The following is a 20,550-nucleotide window of genomic DNA, read 5'->3' as shown; positions in this document are numbered from 1 at the left end:
GCGCTTATTCCATCCCGATGAGGCGTTGCAGCGCGAGCTGAAAATGCGCGACCAGCGCGGCCTCGGCGGCGTCCGCGTCGCGCGCCACGCAGGCGTTGAGGATCTCGAGATGCTCGCGCAGCGTGCGGATCGCGAGCGGGCGTGTGGTGAGCCAGTCGAGGCGTACCAAAGTGACGTAATTCTTGAGCCGTCGCGCCGTATTCTCGATCAACTCGTTGCGCAGCGCGGAGATGAGCGCGCCATGCAGCCGTTCTTCGAGCAGATCGAGCGCGACATTTTCCTCCGCGCTCCAGGCCGAACTCTCCAGTCGTGCGATCAAGGCGTGATGATCGTCGACCAGCGCCTGTATCTCGGCAGCATCGCCGCGCTCCGCGAGGATGCGCGCGCCGCCACGCTCGATCAACGTGCGAAACTGATATGTCGACCGCGACAATTCGAGGTCCGCGCGCACGAACCGGATGCAGGAGCGCGCGTGGATCGTCACCAGCCCCTCGGTTTCCAGCCGGCGCAGCGCGTCGCGCAGCGGTTGCACCGTCATGCCGAGCAGCCGGATCAGATCGGCTTGCGAGAGTTCCGCGCCTGACGGGATCGAGCGGTCGAACAATCCCCTGAGGATCGCCGCATAGGCCTTGTCGGCGAGGCTCGCGTCGTCGTCCGTGCCCGCCGGATCGGAAAAGGCCGTCCCTGGTGGTTCCCGCGTTGCCTTCAGCGTTGCTGCGCGCATTCGAAATATCCTGTGCGAGACGCGCCGGCCCGGTGGGTGAACAGCGCATCCTGTATCGCCGTAACCTAAACCGAAGACGGAAAAAAACACCAGCGATAGCGGAGCATCGTGGCCGAAGCATCCAAGCGGGTAGCGATACCGGGCAATATCAACCGCGTCCGCACACACGACCGAAACCGCAGATACAATCCAGCAACATGCGTTGACATATTTCAGTATGGCGGTATTGATATATTCAATAAAAACACAGGGAGAGTAGGATGCGAACTGATCGACGGTTTTGCGCTGGCGTTGCGACGACGACGTTGGCGGTGTTGCTGGCGTCTGCGGCACAGGCCCAGTCTTCGGCTCCGCTGAGCGGCGGATCGACGCCGCCGGGGAACACCGGCCCATCGCAACCGAGCGCGCCTGCCCAGGCGTCGGCCGATACGGTCAGCGACGCTGCGCAGGACATCATCGTCTCGGGCATCCGCGCCAGCCAGCGGCAATCGATCGACATCAAGCGCAACGCGGTCAACTCGGTCGATGCGATCGCGAGCGAGGATCTCGGCAAGATGCCGGACCAGAACGTCGCGGAATCGCTTCAGCGCGTGCCCGGCATCACGATCGATCGCAATCGCGGGGTCGGCAACGGCGTCACGGTCCGCGGGCTGGGGCCGCAGTTCAACACGGTCACGGTCAACGGCCGCGTCATCGCCACCGACACCGCCGGGCGCGAGTTCAACTTCGACATTCTGCCGTCCGAACTGATCGCCGGCGCGAATGTCTTCAAGAGTCCGCAGGCCAATCTCAATGGCGCGAGCATCGGTGCGACGGTCGATATCCACACGCTACGACCACTCGAGCAGCGCACCGGCTTCTACGGCGGCGGATCGTTGCGCGCGAACATCGACGAACTCGGCGGCAAGACGACTCCGTCGGGTGCGGCCTATGTCACGTGGAAGAACGAGTCGGGCACCTTGGGTATCTCGCTCGTGGGTTCGTATGACGAACGCAACGAGCGCACCGACAATTTCTCGGTGGGCGCGAGCTCCTATCCGCGCAGTTTCGACGATGGCTATTATGGCTCGGTCGGCGCCAGCGGCGGCGGGCTGTGTGTCGGTGCGGTGACCGCCGGCGCCTGCGCGCCGCGCATCGACACCAGCAAGGTGGCGCTGTTCCGCAACGTCGACATGTACCACAATTTCGGCAACACGGTGGAATTCTCGCATCGCAAGCGTATCGGCGTGGACGGAACCGTCCAGTTCAAACCGACCAGCAATCTCGTTCTCACCCTCGACGGCCTCTATTCGCACGATGACGAGCATTATCATGGCTCGGGCATCTCGCCCGACTTCAGCGGGGGGACGCTCGTCAATCAAATCGTGTCGGGCGGGTCCAATACGACGGAGTTGGTGAATGGGCAGAGCCGCACGGTTCATGTCGGCGGCACCGCCACATCGGAAACCTTCCACGACGGTACCGTCGATATGATCGTGGAGGACCGGCCGGCCAAGTCCACCACCTATCTGTTCGGCTTCAACGCGAAATGGGGCAGCGGGCCGTTCACGCTCGCGCTGGATGTCGATACCACCAAGGCCAAGTACGACAATGCGGCGGGGCTGTTCACCACGGTGCGGCTCAAGCACATGGATTACACCTATGACCGCAACACCGGGTCGCCATTGGCGAGCTTCACGGTCAGCAATCCGGGTTACGCCAACGCCGCGACCGACGTGAACCACCGGCTCGCGCATTATATGGCGTCGGAAGGCCAGAACCTCGAAGACACGATCAACGAGGCGCATCTCGACGGCTCCTATGACGGCGGTCAGATCACGGTGTACGGCGGGGTGGGCTATTCGTCGCGCACCAAGAACACGACCGGGTTCACCGAGCCGAACGCCTGTGCCTATTGCGGCAGCGACGTGCTGTTGCCGTCGAGCGTGTTCACGCCGACTACGTATAACTTCTTCGACGGCGCGGCCGGCGGCAATACTTCGAACTGGGTGGACTATAACGCGGCCAACCTGTTCCAGACGATGATCGGCCTGAACAGTACCGCCGATCCAAAGTTGCACAGCGGCAGCCTGTTGCCGATCGTCCGCGATCCCGCCGCCAGCTCCTCGGTGAAGGAGAAGGTCGCGCTCGGCTACCTGATGGCCGAGTTCAAGGGCGATCTCGGCAACCTGCCGATCGCGATCAACACCGGCGTGCGGATCGAGGATACCGACTTCAGTTCGGCGGGTACTGGGCAGACGGTGCTGAGCGCCAAGCCCAATGGCACCGGGCAGAACGTCATCCTGCTGTCGGGGCTGACTCCGCTCAGCTTCAAGGGGCATTACACCGATATCCTACCCTCGGTGAACGCGCGGCTGAACATCACGCCGACGCTGGTCTTCCGCACGGCCGCCTCGCGCGTCATCTCGCGTCCGACGCTGACCGATCTTTCGCCAGCGCAGTCCATCACCAGCAATCCCGGCAACGAACGTATCTCGCGTGGCAACCCCAATCTGCAGCCGTTCCGCGCATCTCAGGCGGAGGCCGGGCTGGAATGGTATTATAATCTCGACTCGCTGCTGTCGGCGACGTTCTTCTACAAATCGATCGACTCGTTCATCACGCGCGGGGTCAGCACCCAAAAGGTCGATCAGGTGACGTTCGTCATCGACCAGCCGGTCAACGGCAAAGGCGCGACCGTGAAGGGCGTCGAACTCAGCTACCGCACCTTGTTCAAGTTCCTGCCCGGCGTGCTCAGCGGGCTCGGCACGCAATTGAGCTACACCTACACCGACAGCGACGCGAGCTATACCAACGCGGCGAAAGCCTCGACGTCCTATTCGCTGGCGGGGCTTTCGAAGAATTCCTTCACCGCCGTCGCCTTCTACGAGAAAGGGCCGATCCAGCTTCGGGCCTCCTATACCCGGCGCGACGGCTATCTCGTCACCCCGCAGACTCAGACGGGCGTCCCCGAATTCAGCGACAGCTACGATCAGCTCGATGCCGGTCTGCAAATCTCGCTGACGAAGAACTTTATCCTAACGGCCAATGCGACGAATCTTACCGATTCGAAGGAGTTCCACTACGCCAACGTGATAGAGAACACGCAGGAATATCGCCGGACCGGGCGGCGGTACAACGCCGGCGTGCGTGTGAAATTCTGAAACCGGCCGCGTCGGTGCGGTAGGGCTTGCCTCCGCACCGACGTTGCACCACAGACGGTGATATATCACAGAGGAACGTAGAAATGTCGTCAACGCCGATCGTCGCGTATCGTCTGACTCGCCTTGCTTTCGAGCGCGACCGGACGATCGGTGATTCCCAGGTTCGTGCCACCAGCGTGCAACTCGTCGCGGTCGAGCTGATCGATGCGAAGGGGAATGTCGGCCTCGGGTTCGCGCAGTCGCTGTTCACCCCGCTGCCCGATTCGGCCGAGATCGACCGCATCTTCGCGGCGGAAGCCTGGCCGGGTCTCGAAGGGCGCCACCCGGCTGCGCTCGCGATCGCGGTCAGGCGCGTGCGCGGCGGCAATGTGCGGCGCATGGGGCTGCCGTTCGAGGAATCGCTCCAGCACGCGATCTGGGATCTGTTCGCCAAGCAATCCGGGCTGCCGCTGTGGCGGATGCTCGGGGCGGAGCGCAGCGCGGTGGGCGTCTATGCCAGCGGGCTCGACTATCATCTGTCGGATCATGATTTCAGCGAACTGTTCGGCAACGCCCGCGAGCGCGGCTTTCTCGGCTACAAGATCAAGGTCGGCCACCCCGATCTCGAACGCGATGTCCACCGGCTCGATCTGTTGCGCAAGGCGGTCGGCAGCGATCGTCCCGTCATGATCGACGCCAACGAGGCGTGGACCGCACAGGAGACGATCCAGGCGCTGCGTCGCTTCGAACGCGCCGGGCACAGCATCTACTGGCTCGAAGACCCGATCCCGCGCGACGATTTCGATGGATTGAAGATGCTTCGCCGGCTCGGCGTCAGCCGGATCAACGCCGGCGAATATCTCGACCTGACCGGCAAGCGCAAACTGGTCGAGGCGCGCGCGTGCGACATGCTCAACGTCCACGGCCAGGTCTCGGACGTGATGCGCGCCGGCTGGCTCGCCAACGAGGCGAATGTCGAGGTCACGCTCGGCAACACCTTCCTGGAAATCGGCGTCAACATGGCGCTCGCACTGCCGGGGGTGCGCTGGCTCGAATACAGCTTCCAGAATTTCGATCATCTCGTCGACGAACCCTATGCGATGGCCGATGGTCTGATCCACGGCCGCGAGGCGCCCGGCCACGGCCTCGTCCTCAGCGCCGATGCGCGCGCGCGCGGCGGCGCTCTCCCGAACGCGACGAGCGCGGCTGCGTGACCACGCGCGCCGGGCTCGATGCGGAACCGCTCGCCACCCCCGTCGAAGGGGGGCGCAAGTGGCGGCTGATCGTCAGCCTCGGCTTCGTCTTCTTCGTTCTGCTCACGCTGTACGCGTCGATCCTCGGCGTCCTGCTGCCCAACCAGATCGAGAATCTCGATCCGGCGGGCAAGATGGCGACGCTCGGTGTGGTGTATGCGATCACCTCGGTGTTCAGCACGATCACCACGCCGGTATCGGGCGCGCTGTCCGACCGGACGCGGTCGCGGTTCGGCAGACGCACGCCGTGGATCGTTCTCGGCGGCGTCATCGGCGGCGTGGCGACGATCCTGATTCCGTTCGGTGGCGGCATCGTCGGTGTCACCGCTTTGTGGCTGGTCGCCACGGTCAGCCTCAATTCGATGCAGCCGTCGATCACGACGATCGTCGCCGATCGCTTTCTGCCCAGCGAGCGCGGCATGGTATCGGGCGTGGTCGGCGCGAGCATGACCGCGGGCGTGTCGGCTGGCACGATCTTCGGCGGGCTGCTCGCGGGGCATCTGTTCCTGGCGTATGCGATCGTCGGCGGCGGGATCATCGTCGCCTGCCTCGTCTTCGTGGCGCTCAACCCCGAGCCGCCGCTACCCGCGACGCTGGCCGCGCCAGCGCCGTTCCGCATCACCGCGTTCCTGCGCAGTTTCTGGATCGATCCGCGCGCCAACCCCGATTTCGCCTGGGCATTGTTCGGGCGGTTCTCGATCTACATGGGCTATCAGGCGATCCTGACCTATCTGCTCTACATTCTCGAAGGGCATATCGGCCTGACCCAGAGCGCCGCCAATCTGACGATCGCGCGGATGTCGTCGCTGACGTTCGTCGCGCTGGTGATATCGGGGCTGCTGTCGGGCTGGCTGTCCGACCGGCTCGGCCGGCTGAAGCCGCTGGTGTTCATCGCCGGTCTCGTCATGGCGCTGGCGGAGATCGCGCCGCTGCTGTCGCCCGATCTGCGCGGGATGTTCCTCTATGCGGGGCTGATCGGGATTGGCTACGGTGCGTTCATGTCGGTCGATCTCGCCTTGATGACTCATGTCCTGCCGCCCGCCACGCCGGGCGAGGATTCCACCGGCAAGGATCTCGGCATCCTGACGACGGCGATCAACGTGCCGCAGATCCTCAGCCCGGTAATGGCGGCGGCGTTGCTGCACGCGACCGGCAACAATTATCCGCTGCTGTTCGTCGTCTCCGCCGTGTTCGTGGTGTTCGGCGCGTGTCTCGTCCTGCCGATCCGGTCGGTGCGATGATGACGCTGATCGACGCACACCAGCATTTCTGGTCGCTCGCGACGGCGGGCCACGAATGGCCGACCGCCGCCGAGGCCGAAATCCACCGCGACTTCGGCGCCGATGACCTGATCACCGCCGCTGCGGGATTGCCGCTCAGTGGCAGCGTGCTCGTCCAGTCGCAGCCGACCGACGCGGATACCGACTGGATGCTCTCGCTGGCGGAGCGCACGCCGCTGGTGTGCGCGGTGGTCGGCTGGGTCGATCTGGCAAGCCCGGACGCACCCGATCGCATCCGCGCGCTGGCCAAGCGGCCCAAGCTGCGCGGGCTGCGGCCGATGCTGCAATCGATCGCCGACACCGACTGGCTGTTGCAGGACGCGCTCGTGCCAGCATTGGAAGCGATGCAGGCGGCGGGGTTGCGGCTCGACGCGCTGGTCCAGCCGCGCCACCTGCCGATGCTCGCGCGCTTCGCCGAACGTTGGCCCGATCTTCCGATCGTGATCGATCATGCCGCGAAACCCTATGCCGCCACCGCGACGCTCGATCCGTGGCGGGACGAGATCGCGGCGCTGGCAAGCCTCGGCCTGCACTGCAAGCTTTCGGGATTGCGCACCGAACAGGCGCCCGGCCAGCCGGCCGAGGCACTGATGCCGTATGTCGAGCATCTCGTGCGCGCGTTCGGCTCACGGCTGATGTGGGGCAGCGACTGGCCGGTGCTGCTGCTGTCCGGCGATGGCTGGCGGCAATGGCATGAGGATGCGCTGCGCTTCGCCGGACGCGCAGGGGCCGACATCGAACGGCTGTTCGGCGGCGCTGCCATCGATTTCTATGCCTTGGAGACCGTGGATGCGGCGTAATCGTGTTCTGCTCGTCGCGTCGCTGACGCTCGCCGTCGCTCCCGCCACGGCGCAGCTCAAGCCTGCCTCCGATATTCCGACCTATGTGCCGCCGGCCGCCAGCAAGGCGCATACGGCGGGTGCCATCCATATCTCGCGCCGGCCCGATCCGGTGCCGATCGTCCTGTCGGTGTCGCCGCGAGGCTCGGATGAGGGCGACGGCAGCGCGGCGCACCCGTTCGCCACGTTCGCGCGCGCACAGGCGGCGGTGCGCCGGCTGAACGGCGATCACGACGTGACCGTGCGGGTGGCGGACGGCGTCTACCGGCTCAGCGCGCCGTTGCGCTTCACCGCCGCCGACGGCGGGCAGGGCGGCTATACGGTGCGCTGGGAAGCCGCGCCGGGCGCGCATCCGATCGTGTCGGGCGGTACGCCGGTCACCGGCTGGACGCTCGCGGACGCCAGCCGCGGCATCTGGTCGGCCGATATCCCGCGCGGCATCGATCCGCGCCAGTTATGGGTTGGCGGGCACATGGCGCCGCGCGCCTCGGTGCGTGCGCCGCGCACCGCCTTCCGGTTCGACAAGACCGGCATCGAGATCACCGACCCCGCCTGGCGCTCGCTGGCACATTTGCCCGACCAGAGCCGTATCGAGGTCGAGGCGACCGGCTGGTTCACCGATCGTCACGCGATGGTCGAGCGGATCGAGGGCGACCGTATCGTCATGCAACAGCCCGGCTGGCGCAACAATCTGGTCGGCTATGATACGTTCGCGCGGTCGGTCTGGGGCGACAAAGCCGGGCTGTTCTTCGTCAATTCGCTCAGCTTCCTGCGCGAAGCCGGGCAATATTATGCCGATCCGGACGCGGGCAAGCTCTACTACAAGCCGGCTGCGGGCGAGGACATGAAGCGGATCGAGGTGGTGCTGCCGCGCCTCGAACTCCTGCTTTCGATCTCGGGCAGCTATGACGAGACGATCAAGGATCTTCAGTTCCGGGGTCTGAGTTTCCGCCACACCAGTTGGCTGCTGCCATCGGGACCGGAGGGCTATGCCAGCCAGCAGAGCGGATCGTTCCTGGCCGGCGAATGGGCCGGTTATCCGGGCGATCCGATCCGCGACTGTTCATGGGGGTGCTGGCCGTTCGAGGCGATGCGCAACCGCTGGCGGCAGCAGCCCGCCGCCGTGCAGGTCGCGGCGGCGACGCGAATCGTGTTCGATCACGATGAATTCACCCAGCTCGGCCAGATCGCGCTCGGCATCGGCAACAACCCGGACGCCAATGACAGCGGCATCGGCCTCGGTGTCAGCGCGATCGACGTGCGCCGGTCACGCTTCACCGATCTCGCCGGCGGGGCGATCATGGTCGGCGGGGTGCGGCCCGACGCGCATCACCCGTCGCGCCCGGAAATGAGCGTGCGCGACATCCTCATCAGCAACAACCTCGTGCGAACGGTCTCGCAGCATTACCGCGAGCAGGCGGCGATCCTCGTCACCTATGCGAGCGGCGCGGTGATCTGGCACAACGACGTCTCGGGCACGCCGTATGACGGGATCGATATCGGTTGGGGCTGGGGCGTCAACGATCCGGGCGGCAGCGCCGCCTACCTCACCGCCAATCGCGGCTATTACAGCCAGCCCGGCAACCTGATGTACGATACGCCGACGACGTTGCGCGACAGCGTGGTGGTCGGCAACCGCGTGCATGACGTGAAGCAATGGTTCCCGGATGGCGGCGCTATCTACCATCTGTCGGCGGATCCCGGCGCGCTGATCGCGGAGAATTACATTTATGACGTGAAGGACGGCATCGCGATGTATCTCGACGAAGGCTCGCGCTACGTCACGCTGCGCAACAATGTGGTCAGCAATGTCGGCGTGTGGCTGAACCTCAATTCGCAGCTCGACATCGCGCCCCGCCGCACCGCGATGGACAACACCGCGATCGGCAACTGGCACGATTCGGGGCGACGCACCGGATTGTGGACGCCGTATGTGAACAACCGCGATATCGACACCCTTGCGGTGGCGCCGGGCGCGTGGCCGGATGCGGCGAAGGACGTGATCGCCCACGCCGGGATCGAACCCGAGAAACCCTGACCCGACATTCCCGAAACCATGAAGGACATCGAAACCATGCCACGTCTCGCCGGAAAGCGCGTGCTCGTCACCGGAGCCGCGCAGGGGATCGGCCGCGCCATCGCCGAATTGTTCGCGCAGGAAGGCGCGGCGGTGATCGCGCTCGACCTCAAGGCCGAGGCGCTGGCGACGCTCAGCGGCGCCGAGACTCTCGTCGTCGATCTGCTCGATCCGGCGGCGGTCGCGGCGGCCGGTGCGGCGGCGGGGACGGTCGATGTGCTGGTCAATTGCGCTGGCTATGTCGATGCCGGCGATCTGCTCAGCGTCACCGAGCGCGGGCTGGATCTCTCGTTCGATCTCAATGTCCGCGCGACGATCCGCATGACTCAGGCGGTGCTGCCGGCGATGCTGGCGGCGGGGCGGGGCGCGATCGTCAACATCGCCTCGGTCGCCGGCGCGATGATCGGCGTGCCCAACCGGCTCGCCTATTGCGCGTCGAAAGGCGCGGTGGTCGGGCTGACCCGCTCGATCGCGCTCGATTACGTCGGGCAGGGAATCCGCTGCAACGCGATCTGCCCCGGCACGGTGCAGTCGCCCTCGCTCGACGAGCGCCTCGCCGCGACCGGGGATGCCGATGCGGCGCGCGCCGCCTTCATCTCGCGCCAGCCGATGGGGCGGATCGGCACCGCAGAGGAGATCGCGCAGCTCGCGCTGTACCTCTCAAGCGACGAGAGCGGCTATATCACCGGCAGCGCCATCGCGATCGACGGCGGCTGGACGATGGCGTGAGTAGGCCCGCATGACGATCATCGCCGCGATCGACGATTTCCGTGAGGCCGCGCGGCGCCGGCTGCCACGCTTCCTGTTCGATTATGCCGATGGCGGCGCGGGTGCCGAGCATACGATGCGGCGCAACCTCGCCGATCTCGCCGACATCGCGCTTCGCCAGCGCGTGTTGCAGGATGTGGCGACGGTTGATCTTTCGGCCGAGTGGTTCGGCCGCCGCATGCCGCTGCCGGTCGCGCTCGGGCCGATCGGCATCGGCGGCATGTTCCGCCGGCGCGGCGAGGTGCAGGCGGCGCGCGCGGCGGCGCGGCACGGCGTCCCCTTCACGCTCTCGACCGTGGCGATCTGCCCGCTCGCCGAACTGCGCGCCGGGGCGCCCGACGTCGATCTGTGGTTCCAGCTCTACGTCGTGCGCGATCGCGGCTTCATGCGGGATTTGATCGCGCAGGCCAGGGAGCAGGGTGCGACGACTCTCGTCTTCACCGTCGACATGCCGACCCCGGGAATCCGCCACCGTGATCTCCACTCGGGCATGTCGGGCGCGAACGGGCCGCTGCGGCGCGCGCTTCAGACGATCGGCAAGCCGGGCTGGGCGTGGGACGTCGGGCTGAACGGGCGCCCGCACCAGCTCGGCAATCTCGTGCCGGTGCTGGGCAAGGACAGCGGCATGAACGATTACATCGGCTGGCTTGCCGCCAATTTCGATCCCGGCATTCGCTGGAAGGATCTCGACTGGCTGCGCGACGCGTGGGACGGCCCGCTCGTCATCAAGGGCATCCTCGATCCAGACGACGCGCGCGATGCGGCGGCTTACGGCGCGCAGGGGCTGGTCGTGTCCAATCACGGCGGTCGGCAGCTTGATGGCGTGCTGTCGGTCGCGCGCGCTTTGCCCGCCATCGCCGATGCGGTGGGGGATCGGATGACGATCCTCGCCGATGGCGGGGTCCGCTCCGGGCTCGACGTCGTCCGCATGCTCGCGCTCGGCGCGCGCGGTGTGCTGCTCGGCCGCGCCTGGCTGTGGGCGCTCGCCGCCGGGGGCGAGGCCGGGGTCGATCGCATGCTGGCGATGCTGGAGAAGGAGATGCGCGTGGTCATGACGCTCGCCGGCTGCAACCGCATCGACTCGCTCGATCGCAACATTCTCGCCGATTATCCCTCCGATCCGACCAGAAGGAATTCCTGATATGAAGCTTTGCCGATTTGGGCCGGCCGGCGCCGAGCAGCCGGGCATCGTCGATGCCGAGGGCCGCATCCGCGATCTCTCCGGCGTGGTCGCCGACCTCGACGCCGCTGCGATCTCCGCCGAGGGACTGGCGCGTCTGCGCGCGGTGCAGGTCGAGACGCTGCCGCTCGCCGCCGAAGGTGCGCGCTACGGCGTGCCGGTCGCGGGCACGCGCAAGTTCATCGCGATCGGGCTGAACTATGCCGATCACGCCGCCGAATCGAACCTGCCGATCCCGTCCGAGCCGGTGGTGTTCAACAAATGGGTGAGCTGCCTGCAAGGGCCGAACGATCCCGTCACCATCCCGCGCGATTCGACCAAGACCGATTGGGAGGTCGAACTCGGCGTCGTCATCGGCACGGCGGCGCACGATATCGACGAAGCGGACGCGCTTGCGCATGTCGCCGGCTATTGCGTCGTCAACGACGTGTCCGAACGCGAATGGCAGACCGAGCGTGGCCCGACGTGGGACAAGGGCAAGGGCTTCCCCTCCTTCGGCCCGGTCGGCCCCTGGCTGGTGACGACGGACGAGGTGAGCGATCCGCAGGCGCTCGGCCTGTGGCTCGAGGTGAACGGCAAGCGCCTCCAGAACGGCAACACCGCGACGATGATCTTCTCGGTCGCCGAGATCGTCGCGTATTGCTCGCGCTTCATGACGCTCGAGCCGGGCGACATCATCACCACCGGCACGCCGCCGGGCGTCGGGCTGGGGCAGAAGCCGCAGCCCTGGTATCTTAAGGCCGGCGACACGATCCGCCTCGGCATCGATGGTCTCGGTGAGCAGCGCCAGGCATGCGTCGCGGCGGCGCCAAGGGGCTGACCGGTTACCGAAGGAAGAATCGGGGGCTGCTGTGATGTGGCCCCCGTTCACCCGCTCTTGCCGGCCTCCACCGCGCTCCAGAGGCAGTCAATCTTGACGTCGATCAATCTTTCCATCGCGTTCGGAGCACATTTCACCCATTTGAAATTGCCAAGCCCGGAGGTCTGAGCTTGGCTTGCGCACCCCAACCTTCGCGTAGAGGTGCGTACATGCTTTCATTGCCTTCGAAGACTTCAGCCGCCGCCATGATCCTGCTCGGATCGGTCGGCCTTGGTGGCTGCGCCACCAAGGGATATGTGAATAGCCAGATCGCCACCGTGAACACGCGGATCGATGGCATCGACGGGCGTTTGCACACTGTCGAAGGCACCGCCGGCCAGGCACTCACGCAGGCGCAGGCCGCAGCGGGCCAGGCGCAGCAGAACGGCCAGCGCATCGACCAGCTCCAGGGCCGTGTCGATGGTCTCGATCAGCAGATGCAGCAACAGCAGCAGCGCCGTCAGCGCAAGCCGCGCGGTTGATCGCGGTAACGCGCTAAACACTGTTGCATTTGCGAACGGCTCTGTTGAACAAGGCCATCATGTTCACAGAGCCGTTTCGTATCGTTCGCCGCATGGGCCTGGTCCCGGCGGCAGTGCTCGGGTTGCTGGTGTCGCCCGTCGTGGCAGCACCGACGGCCTCAGCGCCTCAGCAAAAAACCGCGTCTTCGGCAAAGAAGGCCAAGACACCGAAAAAGGCCGGCGCGCCGAAAAAAGGCGCCGCCAAGCCATCGGCTGCGGCCAAGCGCAAGGGCGCCAAAGCCGGCGAAGCACCCAAGCCGGTGGAGATCACTCCGTCCGAATCGGTCAGCCGCGTGCTGGGCTGGGTTTCGGCCGAGCATGACAATGGCTCGCTCCCCTACATCGTCATCGACAAGCAGGCGGCGATGCTGTTCCTGTTCAAGGCGAATGGCGAAGTCGTCGGCCAGACGCCGGTGCTGATCGGCGTGGGCGTGGGTGACGATTCCACACCCGGCGTCGGCACCAAGAAGAACCTGTCCGAGATCGGCCCGGCCGAACGGACCACGCCAGCGGGCCGGTTCGTTGCCAAATTCGGCAGGGCGTTCGGGCATACGCGCGTGCTCTGGGTCGATTACGCCAATTCGGTCGCGCTTCACGCGGTCATCACCACCAACAAGAAGGAGCACCGTGTCGCGCGGCTGCTCTCGCCGACGCCCGACGACAATCGCATCAGCTTCGGCTGCATCAATGTCGGCACCAGCTTCTACACCAAGCATGTGAGCCCGCTGTTTCGGAAAGCCGGCGGCGTTGTCTACATCCTGCCCGACACCAAGCCGCTCGACGATGTGTTCCCGCGCGTCCGCCTGCTGCCCTATCTGAGTGGCGATCGTTCCGAATAGTCCGGGCGTTCGGCGTATGAGCGCGGGGCGATCCCCATTGCGATTCGGGATGCGCGCGGCGCTGGCTTTGCTGTTCCTCTATGCTCTGGCGTCGCTGCCGGGGTTTGGCGCGCGCTGGGGCTGGTCGGCGGGCGGCATGCTGCTGTTCGTTGGCTGGGCAGGCGCGGCGGCGGCGGGGGTGCGCGCGCTCACGCGCCGGCCGGGGCCGGCGAGCCTGATCGGCATGGCGCTCGTCATCGTCGCTTTGCGCTTCGGATCGGCGCTCGTCGCCGCGGGCCGGATTTCGCCGGGCGATCCGCACGCTTATGTCGAACTCGCGCGCAATCTCGTGCTGCACGGCGATTTCGGCGTCTATGAGAGCTATCTGAACCTCTATTGCCGCGCCTTCTACCCGCCGCTGTATCCGCTGCTGCTGGCGGGATGGGGCGCGGTGCTGGGCTTTTCGACATGGTCCTTGCTGGTGTTCGGTACGCTGATCGACGGCGCGGCAGCGATGTTGATCGCATTGCTCGGCGCCCGGCTCGGCAGCGGTGCGGCCGGGTGCCGCGCGGCGTGGCTGTATCTGGTGTGGCCGTCGGTGGTGTTCTCCGCCCCGCTCGCCGCCAAGGAAGGATTTTGCGCATTGCTCGTGCTGGCGCTCGCGCTGGCGTGGCTGAGTGAGCGTCGGGGTTGGCGCGGTGCGATCGTGCTCGGCGGGATCGCCGGGCTGCTCGCGCTCACGCAGCCGGGGCAGGCGCCGCTCGCGGCTTTGATGGGGCTGGTGCTGTGGCGGCGGATCGGGTTCGCCGCCGTCCTCCGGCGCGGGTTGATGGCGGTTCCCGTCGCGGTGCTGGTGATGCTGCCATGGTGGCTTCGCAACGCGCTGGTGTTCGGCACGTTCGTGCCGCTGACCAGCGCGGGCGGGCTGAGCCTGTGGGTCGGCAACAACGCGCACGCGACCGGCAACTGGATGGAATATCCGCCCGAACTGCGCGACCTGCCCGAGATCACCGTCGGCAAGCGCGCCGGCGCGCTGGCGGTGGAGTGGATCGGGCGCGATCCGCTCGGCTTCGCGCGGCTGACGCTCACCAAATTCGTGCGGGCCTGCGCGGTGAGCGTCTTCGGTGTGGTGCGGCTGGAGGCGATGAGCCCGACCATCGGCGGATCGCTCGCCGCGTTGCTGTGGCCGCTGTCGTACCTCAGCCACGCCGGTCTGCTCGCGCTCGCGGCGTGGCGCGCGTGCGGGCGGGCGGTGCCGGGCACGCTGCTGCTGCTGATCGCGGCCTGCGTCCTCCAGCTCGCGCTGTTCGGCATCTGGTTCGAGTTCGGCGAGCGCCATCGCGATTTCGTCACGCCGTTCCTGCTGCTGCTGCTGTGCTGGCCACTCGCGCAGACGGCGGTTGGAAAAGCCGCGCCTACCCCCTAGCTTGGGCGCGTGAGCAAAACCGACGTCACCGCCAGATTAGCCGACGGTGTCTCGTCGGTGCCCGCCGCCGACTGGGACGCCTGCGCGGGCGAGGACAACCCCTTCCTCAGCCATGCCTTCCTGTCGATCCTCGAAGACTCGGGCAGCGCGACGCCGCAGACCGGGTGGCAACCGGTGCCGGTGCTGATCGAGGGCAAGGACGGCAAGCCCGTCGCGATCGCCCCCGCTTATGCCAAGAGCCACAGCCAGGGCGAATATGTCTTCGATCATGCCTGGGCCGATGCGTACCAGCGGGCGGGCGGGGACTATTACCCCAAACTCCAGATCGCGGTGCCGTTCACGCCAGCGCCGGGGCCGCGCCTGCTGCTGCGCGATTCCGCACACGCGCCTGCGCTGATCGCCGCGCTCGAATCGGTCACCGACCGGCACGGCCTGTCCTCGGCGCACGCGACCTTCGTCGCGCCCGATCAGGTGCCGCTGTTCGAGGCGGCGGGCTGGCTGATCCGCGAGGGCACGCAGTTCCACTGGCACAATGACGGCTATGCCAGCTTCGACGAGTTCCTGGGCGCGCTCTCCAGCCGCAAACGCAAGGCGATCCGCAAGGAACGCGCCGGCGCGCTGGAGGGCGGCATCACCGTCCGCCACCTGACCGGACGTGACCTCACCGAAGCGGCGTGGGATGCGTTCTGGGTGTTCTATCAGGATACCGGCTCGCGCAAATGGGGGCGACCGTACCTGACGCGCGACTTCTTCTCACTGCTCGGCGCGCGGATGGGGGACAAGGTGCTGCTGATGCTCGCGGAACGCGACGGCCGGCCGATCGCCGGCGCGCTCAACCTGATCGGCAAGGATACGCTCTACGGCCGCTATTGGGGCTGTACCGAGGAGGTGCCGTTCCTCCACTTCGAACTGTGCTATTATCAGGCGATCGACGCCGCCATCGCGCTCGGCAAGACCGTGGTCGAGGCGGGCGCGCAGGGCGAACACAAGCTCGCGCGCGGCTATGCGCCGGTGCCGACCTGGTCGGCGCATTACATCCCCGACCCCAATTTCCGCCGCGCCATCGCCGACTTCCTGGTGCGCGAGCGCGCCTCGGTGGAGCACGATCAGGAATATCTGGCCGAGCTTACGCCGTTTCGGAAGGCTTAGTTCCCCGCATCCGTTCGTGCTGAGCGCAGTCGAAGCACGTGCCCCAAAGTGTGGCGCTGCTTGGCACGCACTTCGACACGCTCAGTGCGAACGGGAGAGGGGTAGGGTTCCGTCTAACCCTCGATACCCAATTGCCACAGCACGAAGGCATGTTCCTCGGCCGCTTCGCGCAAGGACTCGAACCGGCCCGACTTGCCGCCATGGCCCGCGCCCATGTTGGTCTTGAGGAACAGCACGTTGTCGTCGGTCTTGGTCGCGCGCAGCTTCGCCGCCCATTTGGCCGGCTCCCAATAGGTCACGCGCGGATCGTTGAGGCCGCCCGAGATGAACAGCGGCGGATAGGCGTGCGCGGACACCTGATCGTAAGGCGAATAGCTGTGGATCAGCTCGAACGCCGCCTTGTCCTCGATCGGATTGCCCCATTCGGGCCATTCGCCCGGCGTCAGCGGCAGGCTGTCGTCGAGCATCGTGTTGAGCACGTCGACGAACGGCACGTCGGCGATCACCGCGCCCCATAGCTCGGGATCGGAATTGACCACCGCGCCCATCAGCTCGCCGCCCGCCGAGCGGCCCGCGATGGCGATCTTGCCCGCGCTGGTCCAGCCTTGCCCGATCAGCCCCTTCGCGACATCGACGAAATCGTTGAACGTGTTGGTGCGCTTTTCGAGCTTGCCGTCGTGATACCATTGCTGGCCGAGATCGTCGCCACCCCGGATATGCGCGATGGCATAAGCGAAGCCGCGATCGAGCAGCGACAGCCGCCCGGTCGAGAAGCCCGGCGGGATGGCGTGGCCATAGGCGCCATAGGCGTAGAGGAAGAGCGGCGCCGATCCGTCCTTCGGGAAATCCTTGGGGTAGACGATCGACACCGGCACCTCGATGCCGTCGCGCGCGATGATCTTGAGCCGCTCCGTGCGGTACTTCGCCGCGTCGTAGCCGGAGGGGATCTCCTGCACCTTGAGCACGGTCATCTCGCCGCTGGCGACATCATAGTCGTAGACCGTCCCCGGCGTGACCATCGATTCGTAGCCGAGCCGAAGCACGTCCATCGCATATTCGGGATTGTCGCCGAGGCCGGCGTCGTAGCTCGCCTCGGGAAAGACGATGCGCTGGGGTGCGATCGCCGGATCGTAGCGGTGGATTTCGACCTGATCGAGACCGTCCTCGCGGCCATCGACGATGAAGAAGTCGCGGAAACAGGCCACGCCGGTCATGTAGAAATGCGGGGAGGGGGCGATCAGCTCGGACCATTCGCCGGGCGCGTCGATGGTCGCGGTGCAGAGCCGCCACATCGGATCGATGTCGTTGGTGTGGATGAACAGCGTACCGTCATGCTCGTCGACATCATATTCGCGCCCCGGCTGCCGCGCCGAGACCAGCAGCGGCTTGGCCAGCGGATCGTTGGCGGGGAGCAGATACACTTCGCTGGTGACATGATCGCCGGTGCCGATGATGATCCAGTTGCGCGCGCTCGTTTCCGAAATGCCGACGCGGTAGCCTTCGTCCGCCTCGCGGAACAGTTCGATATCGTTCTTCGGATCGGTGCCGAGCCAGTGCAGCCGGGCGTTGTCGGTGCGCCATTGCTCGTTGGCGAGGCCGTAGAGAAAGCCCTTGTCGTCGGCGGTCCAGACGATCTCGGAGAGTGTGCCGGGGATCACGTCGGGCAGATGCTCGCCGGTTTCGAGGTTCTTGACGCGCAGCTCGAACCGCTCCGAGCCATTGTCGTCGATTGCATAGGCGAGCAGCTTCCCGTCGTTGCTGACGGAGAGCGTGCCGAGCCGGAAATATTCCTTGCCCTTCGCCAGCGCCGGCTCGTCGAGGATCAACTGGTCGTCCCCGCCCGCGACGGGCTTGCGCCACCACAAGCGATATTCGCCGCCGGTCTCGAACGCGGTCCAGTACAGCCAGTCGCCGTCCTTCTGCGGCACCGAGGATTCGTCCTCCTTGATGCGGCCCTTCATCTCTTCGTAGAGCCGGTCGACCAGCGGGCGGTGCGGCGCCATCATGCTTTCGAAATAGGCATTCTCGGCGTCGAGATAGGCGAGCACGTCCTTGTCGGTGACATCGGGATAGCCCGCGTCCTTGAGCCAGGCATACGGGTCTTCGATCGTGATGCCGTGCAGTGTGAAGCTGTGCGGGCGACGCGCCGCGATCGGCGGCTTGGGCGTTTCGGTCATGCGCGCAGACCTAGGGTGCGGGTGGCCCGGCGGCAATGGCCGGGTGAAAGGCCTCGCGTCGTCACGCGCCGCCGCATACACTGCTCGCATTCGCACGCCATCCGCAGGACCGTCTCATGTCGACCTATTCCGCTCGCCTCGCCGCCCTCCGCGAACAGCTCGCCCGCGACCGGCTCGACGGTTTCGTCGTGCCGCTCACCGACGAGCATATGAGCGAATATGTCGGCGAATATGCGCAGCGACTTGCGTGGCTGACCGGGTTTCAGGGATCGGCCGGCACGGCGGTGGTGCTGCCGCAGGAAGCGGCGATCTTCACCGACGGGCGCTATACCTTGCAGGTGCGCGAGCAGGTTTCCGCGGAGGACTGGCAGTTCGTCGGCGTGCCTGCGACCAGCGTCGCCACGTGGCTCGGCGCGCATGCCGCCGAGGGTGGGCGGATCGGCTATGATCCGTGGCTTCATACCAGCGCGTGGGTGGCGGAGGCGAGCCGCACGCTCGCCGAGCGCGGCGCGGCGCTGGTGCCGGTCGATACCAATCCCGTGGACTCCGTCTGGCCCGACCACCCCGCGCCCTCGAACGCGCGGCTGGTGGTGCAGGACGATGCCGTCGCTGGTGCGTCGTCGGCGGAGAAGCGGGCGTTGATCGCCGACTGGCTGGCCGAGCGCAAGGCCGATGCGGTGGTGCTGAGCGCGCTCGATTCGATCGCCTGGGTGCTCAACGTGCGCGGACGCGATGTCGAGCATACGCCGGTCGCGCTCGCCTATGCGGTCGTCGATGCCGATGGCACCGCCGAGCTGTTCGTCGCGCCCGAGAAGATCGACGACGCGGTGCGCCAGCATCTCGGCAATGCGGTGCGGCTGCGCGACCGCGCCGATTTCGCGTCCGCGCTGGCGGGCTTCGCGGGCAAGCGAGTCGCCGCCGACCCCGAACGCGCGGTCGCGGCGATCTTCGATTCGCTGAAGGCGGGCGGGGCGACCGTGCTCCCTTTACGCGACCCCGCCGTACTCGCGAAGGCGACCAAGAACCCCGCCGAGATCGCTGGCCACCGTGCCGCCTCGGCGCGCGACGGCGCCGCGCTGGCGCGCTTCCTGCGCTGGGCCGAGACCGCGCTTCCGGCGGGCGGCGAGACCGAACTCTCCGCGGCGGCGAGGTTGCAGGCGTTCCGCGAAGCGACCGGCGTGTGGCTCGACAGTTCGTTCGATACGATTTCCGCCACCGGCGCACACGGTGCCAGCCCGCATTACAAGGTGACGGAAGAATCCAACGCGCCGATCGAGCCGGGCCAGCTCTACCTCGTCGATTCGGGCGGCCAGTATCGCGACGGCACCACCGACGTGACTCGCGTGATTCCGGTCGGCACCCCCAGCGAGGAAATGCGCGACCGCTTCACGCGCGTATTGAAGGGCCATATCGCGCTCGCCACCGCGATCTTCCCGCCCGGCACCACCGGCGGCCAGCTCGACGGCTTCGCGCGCCGCCCGCTTTGGGAAGCTGGGCTCGACTACGCGCATGGCACCGGCCACGGCGTCGGCGCCTATCTGTCGGTGCATGAAGGCCCGCAACGGATCGCGCAGCCCTTCTACCCCGGCGGCGGCCCGTCCGAGCCGCTGCGCGCTGGTATGATCCTCTCCAACGAGCCGGGCTATTACAAGGCCGGCGAATACGGCATCCGCATCGAGAATCTGATTCTGGTCGAGCCGCGCGAGATCGCCGGCGGCGAACAGGCGATGCTCGGCTTCGAGACGCTCACGTTCTGCCCGATCGAACGCGCGTTGATCGTCGCGGAGATGCTCAGCCCCGCCGAGCGCGCGTGGCTCGACGCCTATCACGCGCGCGTGGTCGCGGTGCTGGCACCGCAGATGGACGAGGCCGAGCGGGCGTGGCTGACCGCGAAATGCGCGCCTATCGCTTAGGCGCGTCGGTATCCGCGATCGGATCGGCCTCGGCACCGCGCGCACGCGCCTTGCGGCGGCGCAAATTCTCGCGAAGCGCCGCCGCGAGCCGCTCTTCGCGTGTTTCCTTGGTCTCACTCATCGCATCAGCCTTGACAACGTCGTCCGGCTCGTCTCTTAGGCGCGCTCCGCGATAACCGGAAATGCTGCCGTAGCTCAGTGGTAGAGCGCATCCTTGGTAAGGCTGAGGTCGTGAGTTCAATCCTCACCGGCAGCACCATTTTCCCCGATCGGTTTGGATAGATACCCCCTCAGGGGGCCGGCAACGCGCCGGCGAATCTTCGCGGTGGACGTTGGCGGCGGACTCGCTCATGGACGCGCCTCCGGCGTGCCGGAGAGACTTGGAGCGTTCGGCGGGTTCGGCCCCGCCGATGAGGGCGTCGCGTATGGCGCCGGAAGATCGCG

At 66.5% G+C, this 20,550-nt stretch carries 16 protein-coding genes and 1 tRNA gene; 14 read left to right on the top strand and 3 right to left on the bottom strand.

Going from position 1 to position 20,550, the window contains the following annotated elements; all coding sequences use genetic code 11:
- Nucleotides 1-4: 4 nt before the first annotated feature.
- The gene (locus tag J0A91_RS03180; protein WP_069203701.1) at nucleotides 5-724 is read right to left on the bottom strand and encodes a GntR family transcriptional regulator; all 720 of its coding nucleotides are present in this window, start codon (nucleotides 722-724) and stop codon (nucleotides 5-7) included.
- 260 nt (nucleotides 725-984) lie between these two features.
- On the opposite strand from J0A91_RS03180, the gene J0A91_RS03175 reads away from it, so the two are divergent.
- The 12 genes from J0A91_RS03175 to J0A91_RS03120 all read left to right on the top strand — a co-directional run bounded on the left by J0A91_RS03175 (nucleotide 985) and on the right by J0A91_RS03120 (nucleotide 16,016).
- Nucleotides 985-3,867 (top strand): TonB-dependent receptor, encoded by a 2,883-nt coding sequence (locus J0A91_RS03175; protein ID WP_069203700.1) that lies wholly within the window; start codon nucleotides 985-987, stop codon nucleotides 3,865-3,867.
- Nucleotides 3,868-3,950: 83 nt separating this feature from the next.
- A complete protein-coding gene (locus J0A91_RS03170; RefSeq protein ID WP_069203699.1) occupies nucleotides 3,951-5,060 on the top strand; it encodes a mandelate racemase/muconate lactonizing enzyme family protein in 1,110 nt (369 codons plus the stop codon).
- Nucleotides 5,057-6,340 (top strand): MFS transporter, encoded by a 1,284-nt coding sequence (locus tag J0A91_RS03165; RefSeq protein ID WP_069203698.1) that lies wholly within the window; start codon nucleotides 5,057-5,059, stop codon nucleotides 6,338-6,340. The genes J0A91_RS03170 and J0A91_RS03165 overlap by 4 nt, the downstream gene beginning before the upstream one ends.
- Complete coding sequence (locus tag J0A91_RS03160) at nucleotides 6,307-7,179, top strand: amidohydrolase family protein (RefSeq protein WP_240502183.1); 873 nt, start codon at nucleotides 6,307-6,309, stop codon at nucleotides 7,177-7,179. Before J0A91_RS03165 ends, J0A91_RS03160 begins: the two co-directional genes overlap by 34 nt.
- Nucleotides 7,169-9,256 (top strand): pectate lyase, encoded by a 2,088-nt coding sequence (locus J0A91_RS03155; RefSeq protein WP_069203697.1) that lies wholly within the window; start codon nucleotides 7,169-7,171, stop codon nucleotides 9,254-9,256. Before J0A91_RS03160 ends, J0A91_RS03155 begins: the two co-directional genes overlap by 11 nt.
- A gap of 36 nt (nucleotides 9,257-9,292) precedes the next feature.
- Nucleotides 9,293-10,024, top strand: coding sequence for an SDR family oxidoreductase (locus J0A91_RS03150; RefSeq protein WP_069206983.1), 732 nt, complete (start codon nucleotides 9,293-9,295; stop codon nucleotides 10,022-10,024).
- A 10-nt stretch (nucleotides 10,025-10,034) separates the two neighbouring features.
- Nucleotides 10,035-11,204: an FMN-dependent L-lactate dehydrogenase LldD gene (lldD, locus tag J0A91_RS03145; protein WP_069203696.1), complete on the top strand. Its 1,170-nt coding sequence runs from the start codon at nucleotides 10,035-10,037 to the stop codon at nucleotides 11,202-11,204.
- A 1-nt stretch (nucleotide 11,205) separates the two neighbouring features.
- Nucleotides 11,206-12,063, top strand: coding sequence for a fumarylacetoacetate hydrolase family protein (locus tag J0A91_RS03140; protein WP_069203695.1), 858 nt, complete (start codon nucleotides 11,206-11,208; stop codon nucleotides 12,061-12,063).
- Between the two features lie 245 nt (nucleotides 12,064-12,308).
- Nucleotides 12,309-12,584, top strand: a complete 276-nt coding sequence (locus tag J0A91_RS03135) for a hypothetical protein (RefSeq protein ID WP_069203694.1) — start codon at nucleotides 12,309-12,311, stop codon at nucleotides 12,582-12,584.
- Nucleotides 12,585-12,643: 59 nt separating this feature from the next.
- Nucleotides 12,644-13,462, top strand: coding sequence for a L,D-transpeptidase (locus J0A91_RS03130; RefSeq protein WP_069206982.1), 819 nt, complete (start codon nucleotides 12,644-12,646; stop codon nucleotides 13,460-13,462).
- Nucleotides 13,463-13,511: 49 nt separating this feature from the next.
- The gene (locus J0A91_RS03125) at nucleotides 13,512-14,867 is read left to right on the top strand and encodes a glycosyltransferase (protein WP_240502182.1); all 1,356 of its coding nucleotides are present in this window, start codon (nucleotides 13,512-13,514) and stop codon (nucleotides 14,865-14,867) included.
- A gap of 9 nt (nucleotides 14,868-14,876) precedes the next feature.
- Nucleotides 14,877-16,016, top strand: a complete 1,140-nt coding sequence (locus J0A91_RS03120; protein ID WP_069203692.1) for a GNAT family N-acetyltransferase — start codon at nucleotides 14,877-14,879, stop codon at nucleotides 16,014-16,016.
- Nucleotides 16,017-16,129: 113 nt separating this feature from the next.
- On the opposite strand, the gene J0A91_RS03115 is transcribed toward J0A91_RS03120, so the two are convergent.
- On the bottom strand, nucleotides 16,130-18,193 hold the full coding sequence (locus J0A91_RS03115) for a S9 family peptidase (protein ID WP_069203691.1): 2,064 nt from the start codon (nucleotides 18,191-18,193) through the stop codon (nucleotides 16,130-16,132).
- 116 nt (nucleotides 18,194-18,309) lie between these two features.
- On the opposite strand from J0A91_RS03115, the gene J0A91_RS03110 reads away from it, so the two are divergent.
- On the top strand, nucleotides 18,310-20,106 hold the full coding sequence (locus tag J0A91_RS03110; RefSeq protein ID WP_069203690.1) for an aminopeptidase P family protein: 1,797 nt from the start codon (nucleotides 18,310-18,312) through the stop codon (nucleotides 20,104-20,106).
- Here J0A91_RS03110 and J0A91_RS25040 read toward each other — a convergent pair.
- Nucleotides 20,096-20,227: a hypothetical protein gene (locus J0A91_RS25040; protein WP_276204604.1), complete on the bottom strand. Its 132-nt coding sequence runs from the start codon at nucleotides 20,225-20,227 to the stop codon at nucleotides 20,096-20,098. The genes J0A91_RS03110 and J0A91_RS25040 overlap by 11 nt on opposite strands.
- Nucleotides 20,228-20,290: 63 nt before the next feature.
- On the opposite strand from J0A91_RS25040, the gene J0A91_RS03105 reads away from it, so the two are divergent.
- Nucleotides 20,291-20,365, top strand: a tRNA-Thr gene (locus J0A91_RS03105).
- The last annotated feature ends 185 nt before the right edge of the window (nucleotides 20,366-20,550 follow it).

The organism is Sphingomonas panacis, from assembly GCF_001717955.1.
In the GTDB taxonomy this organism is placed as follows: domain Bacteria; phylum Pseudomonadota; class Alphaproteobacteria; order Sphingomonadales; family Sphingomonadaceae; genus Sphingomonas; species Sphingomonas panacis.
Note: the sequence above shows the minus strand (reverse complement) of the source record. Positions and strands in the feature narration are given on the sequence as shown.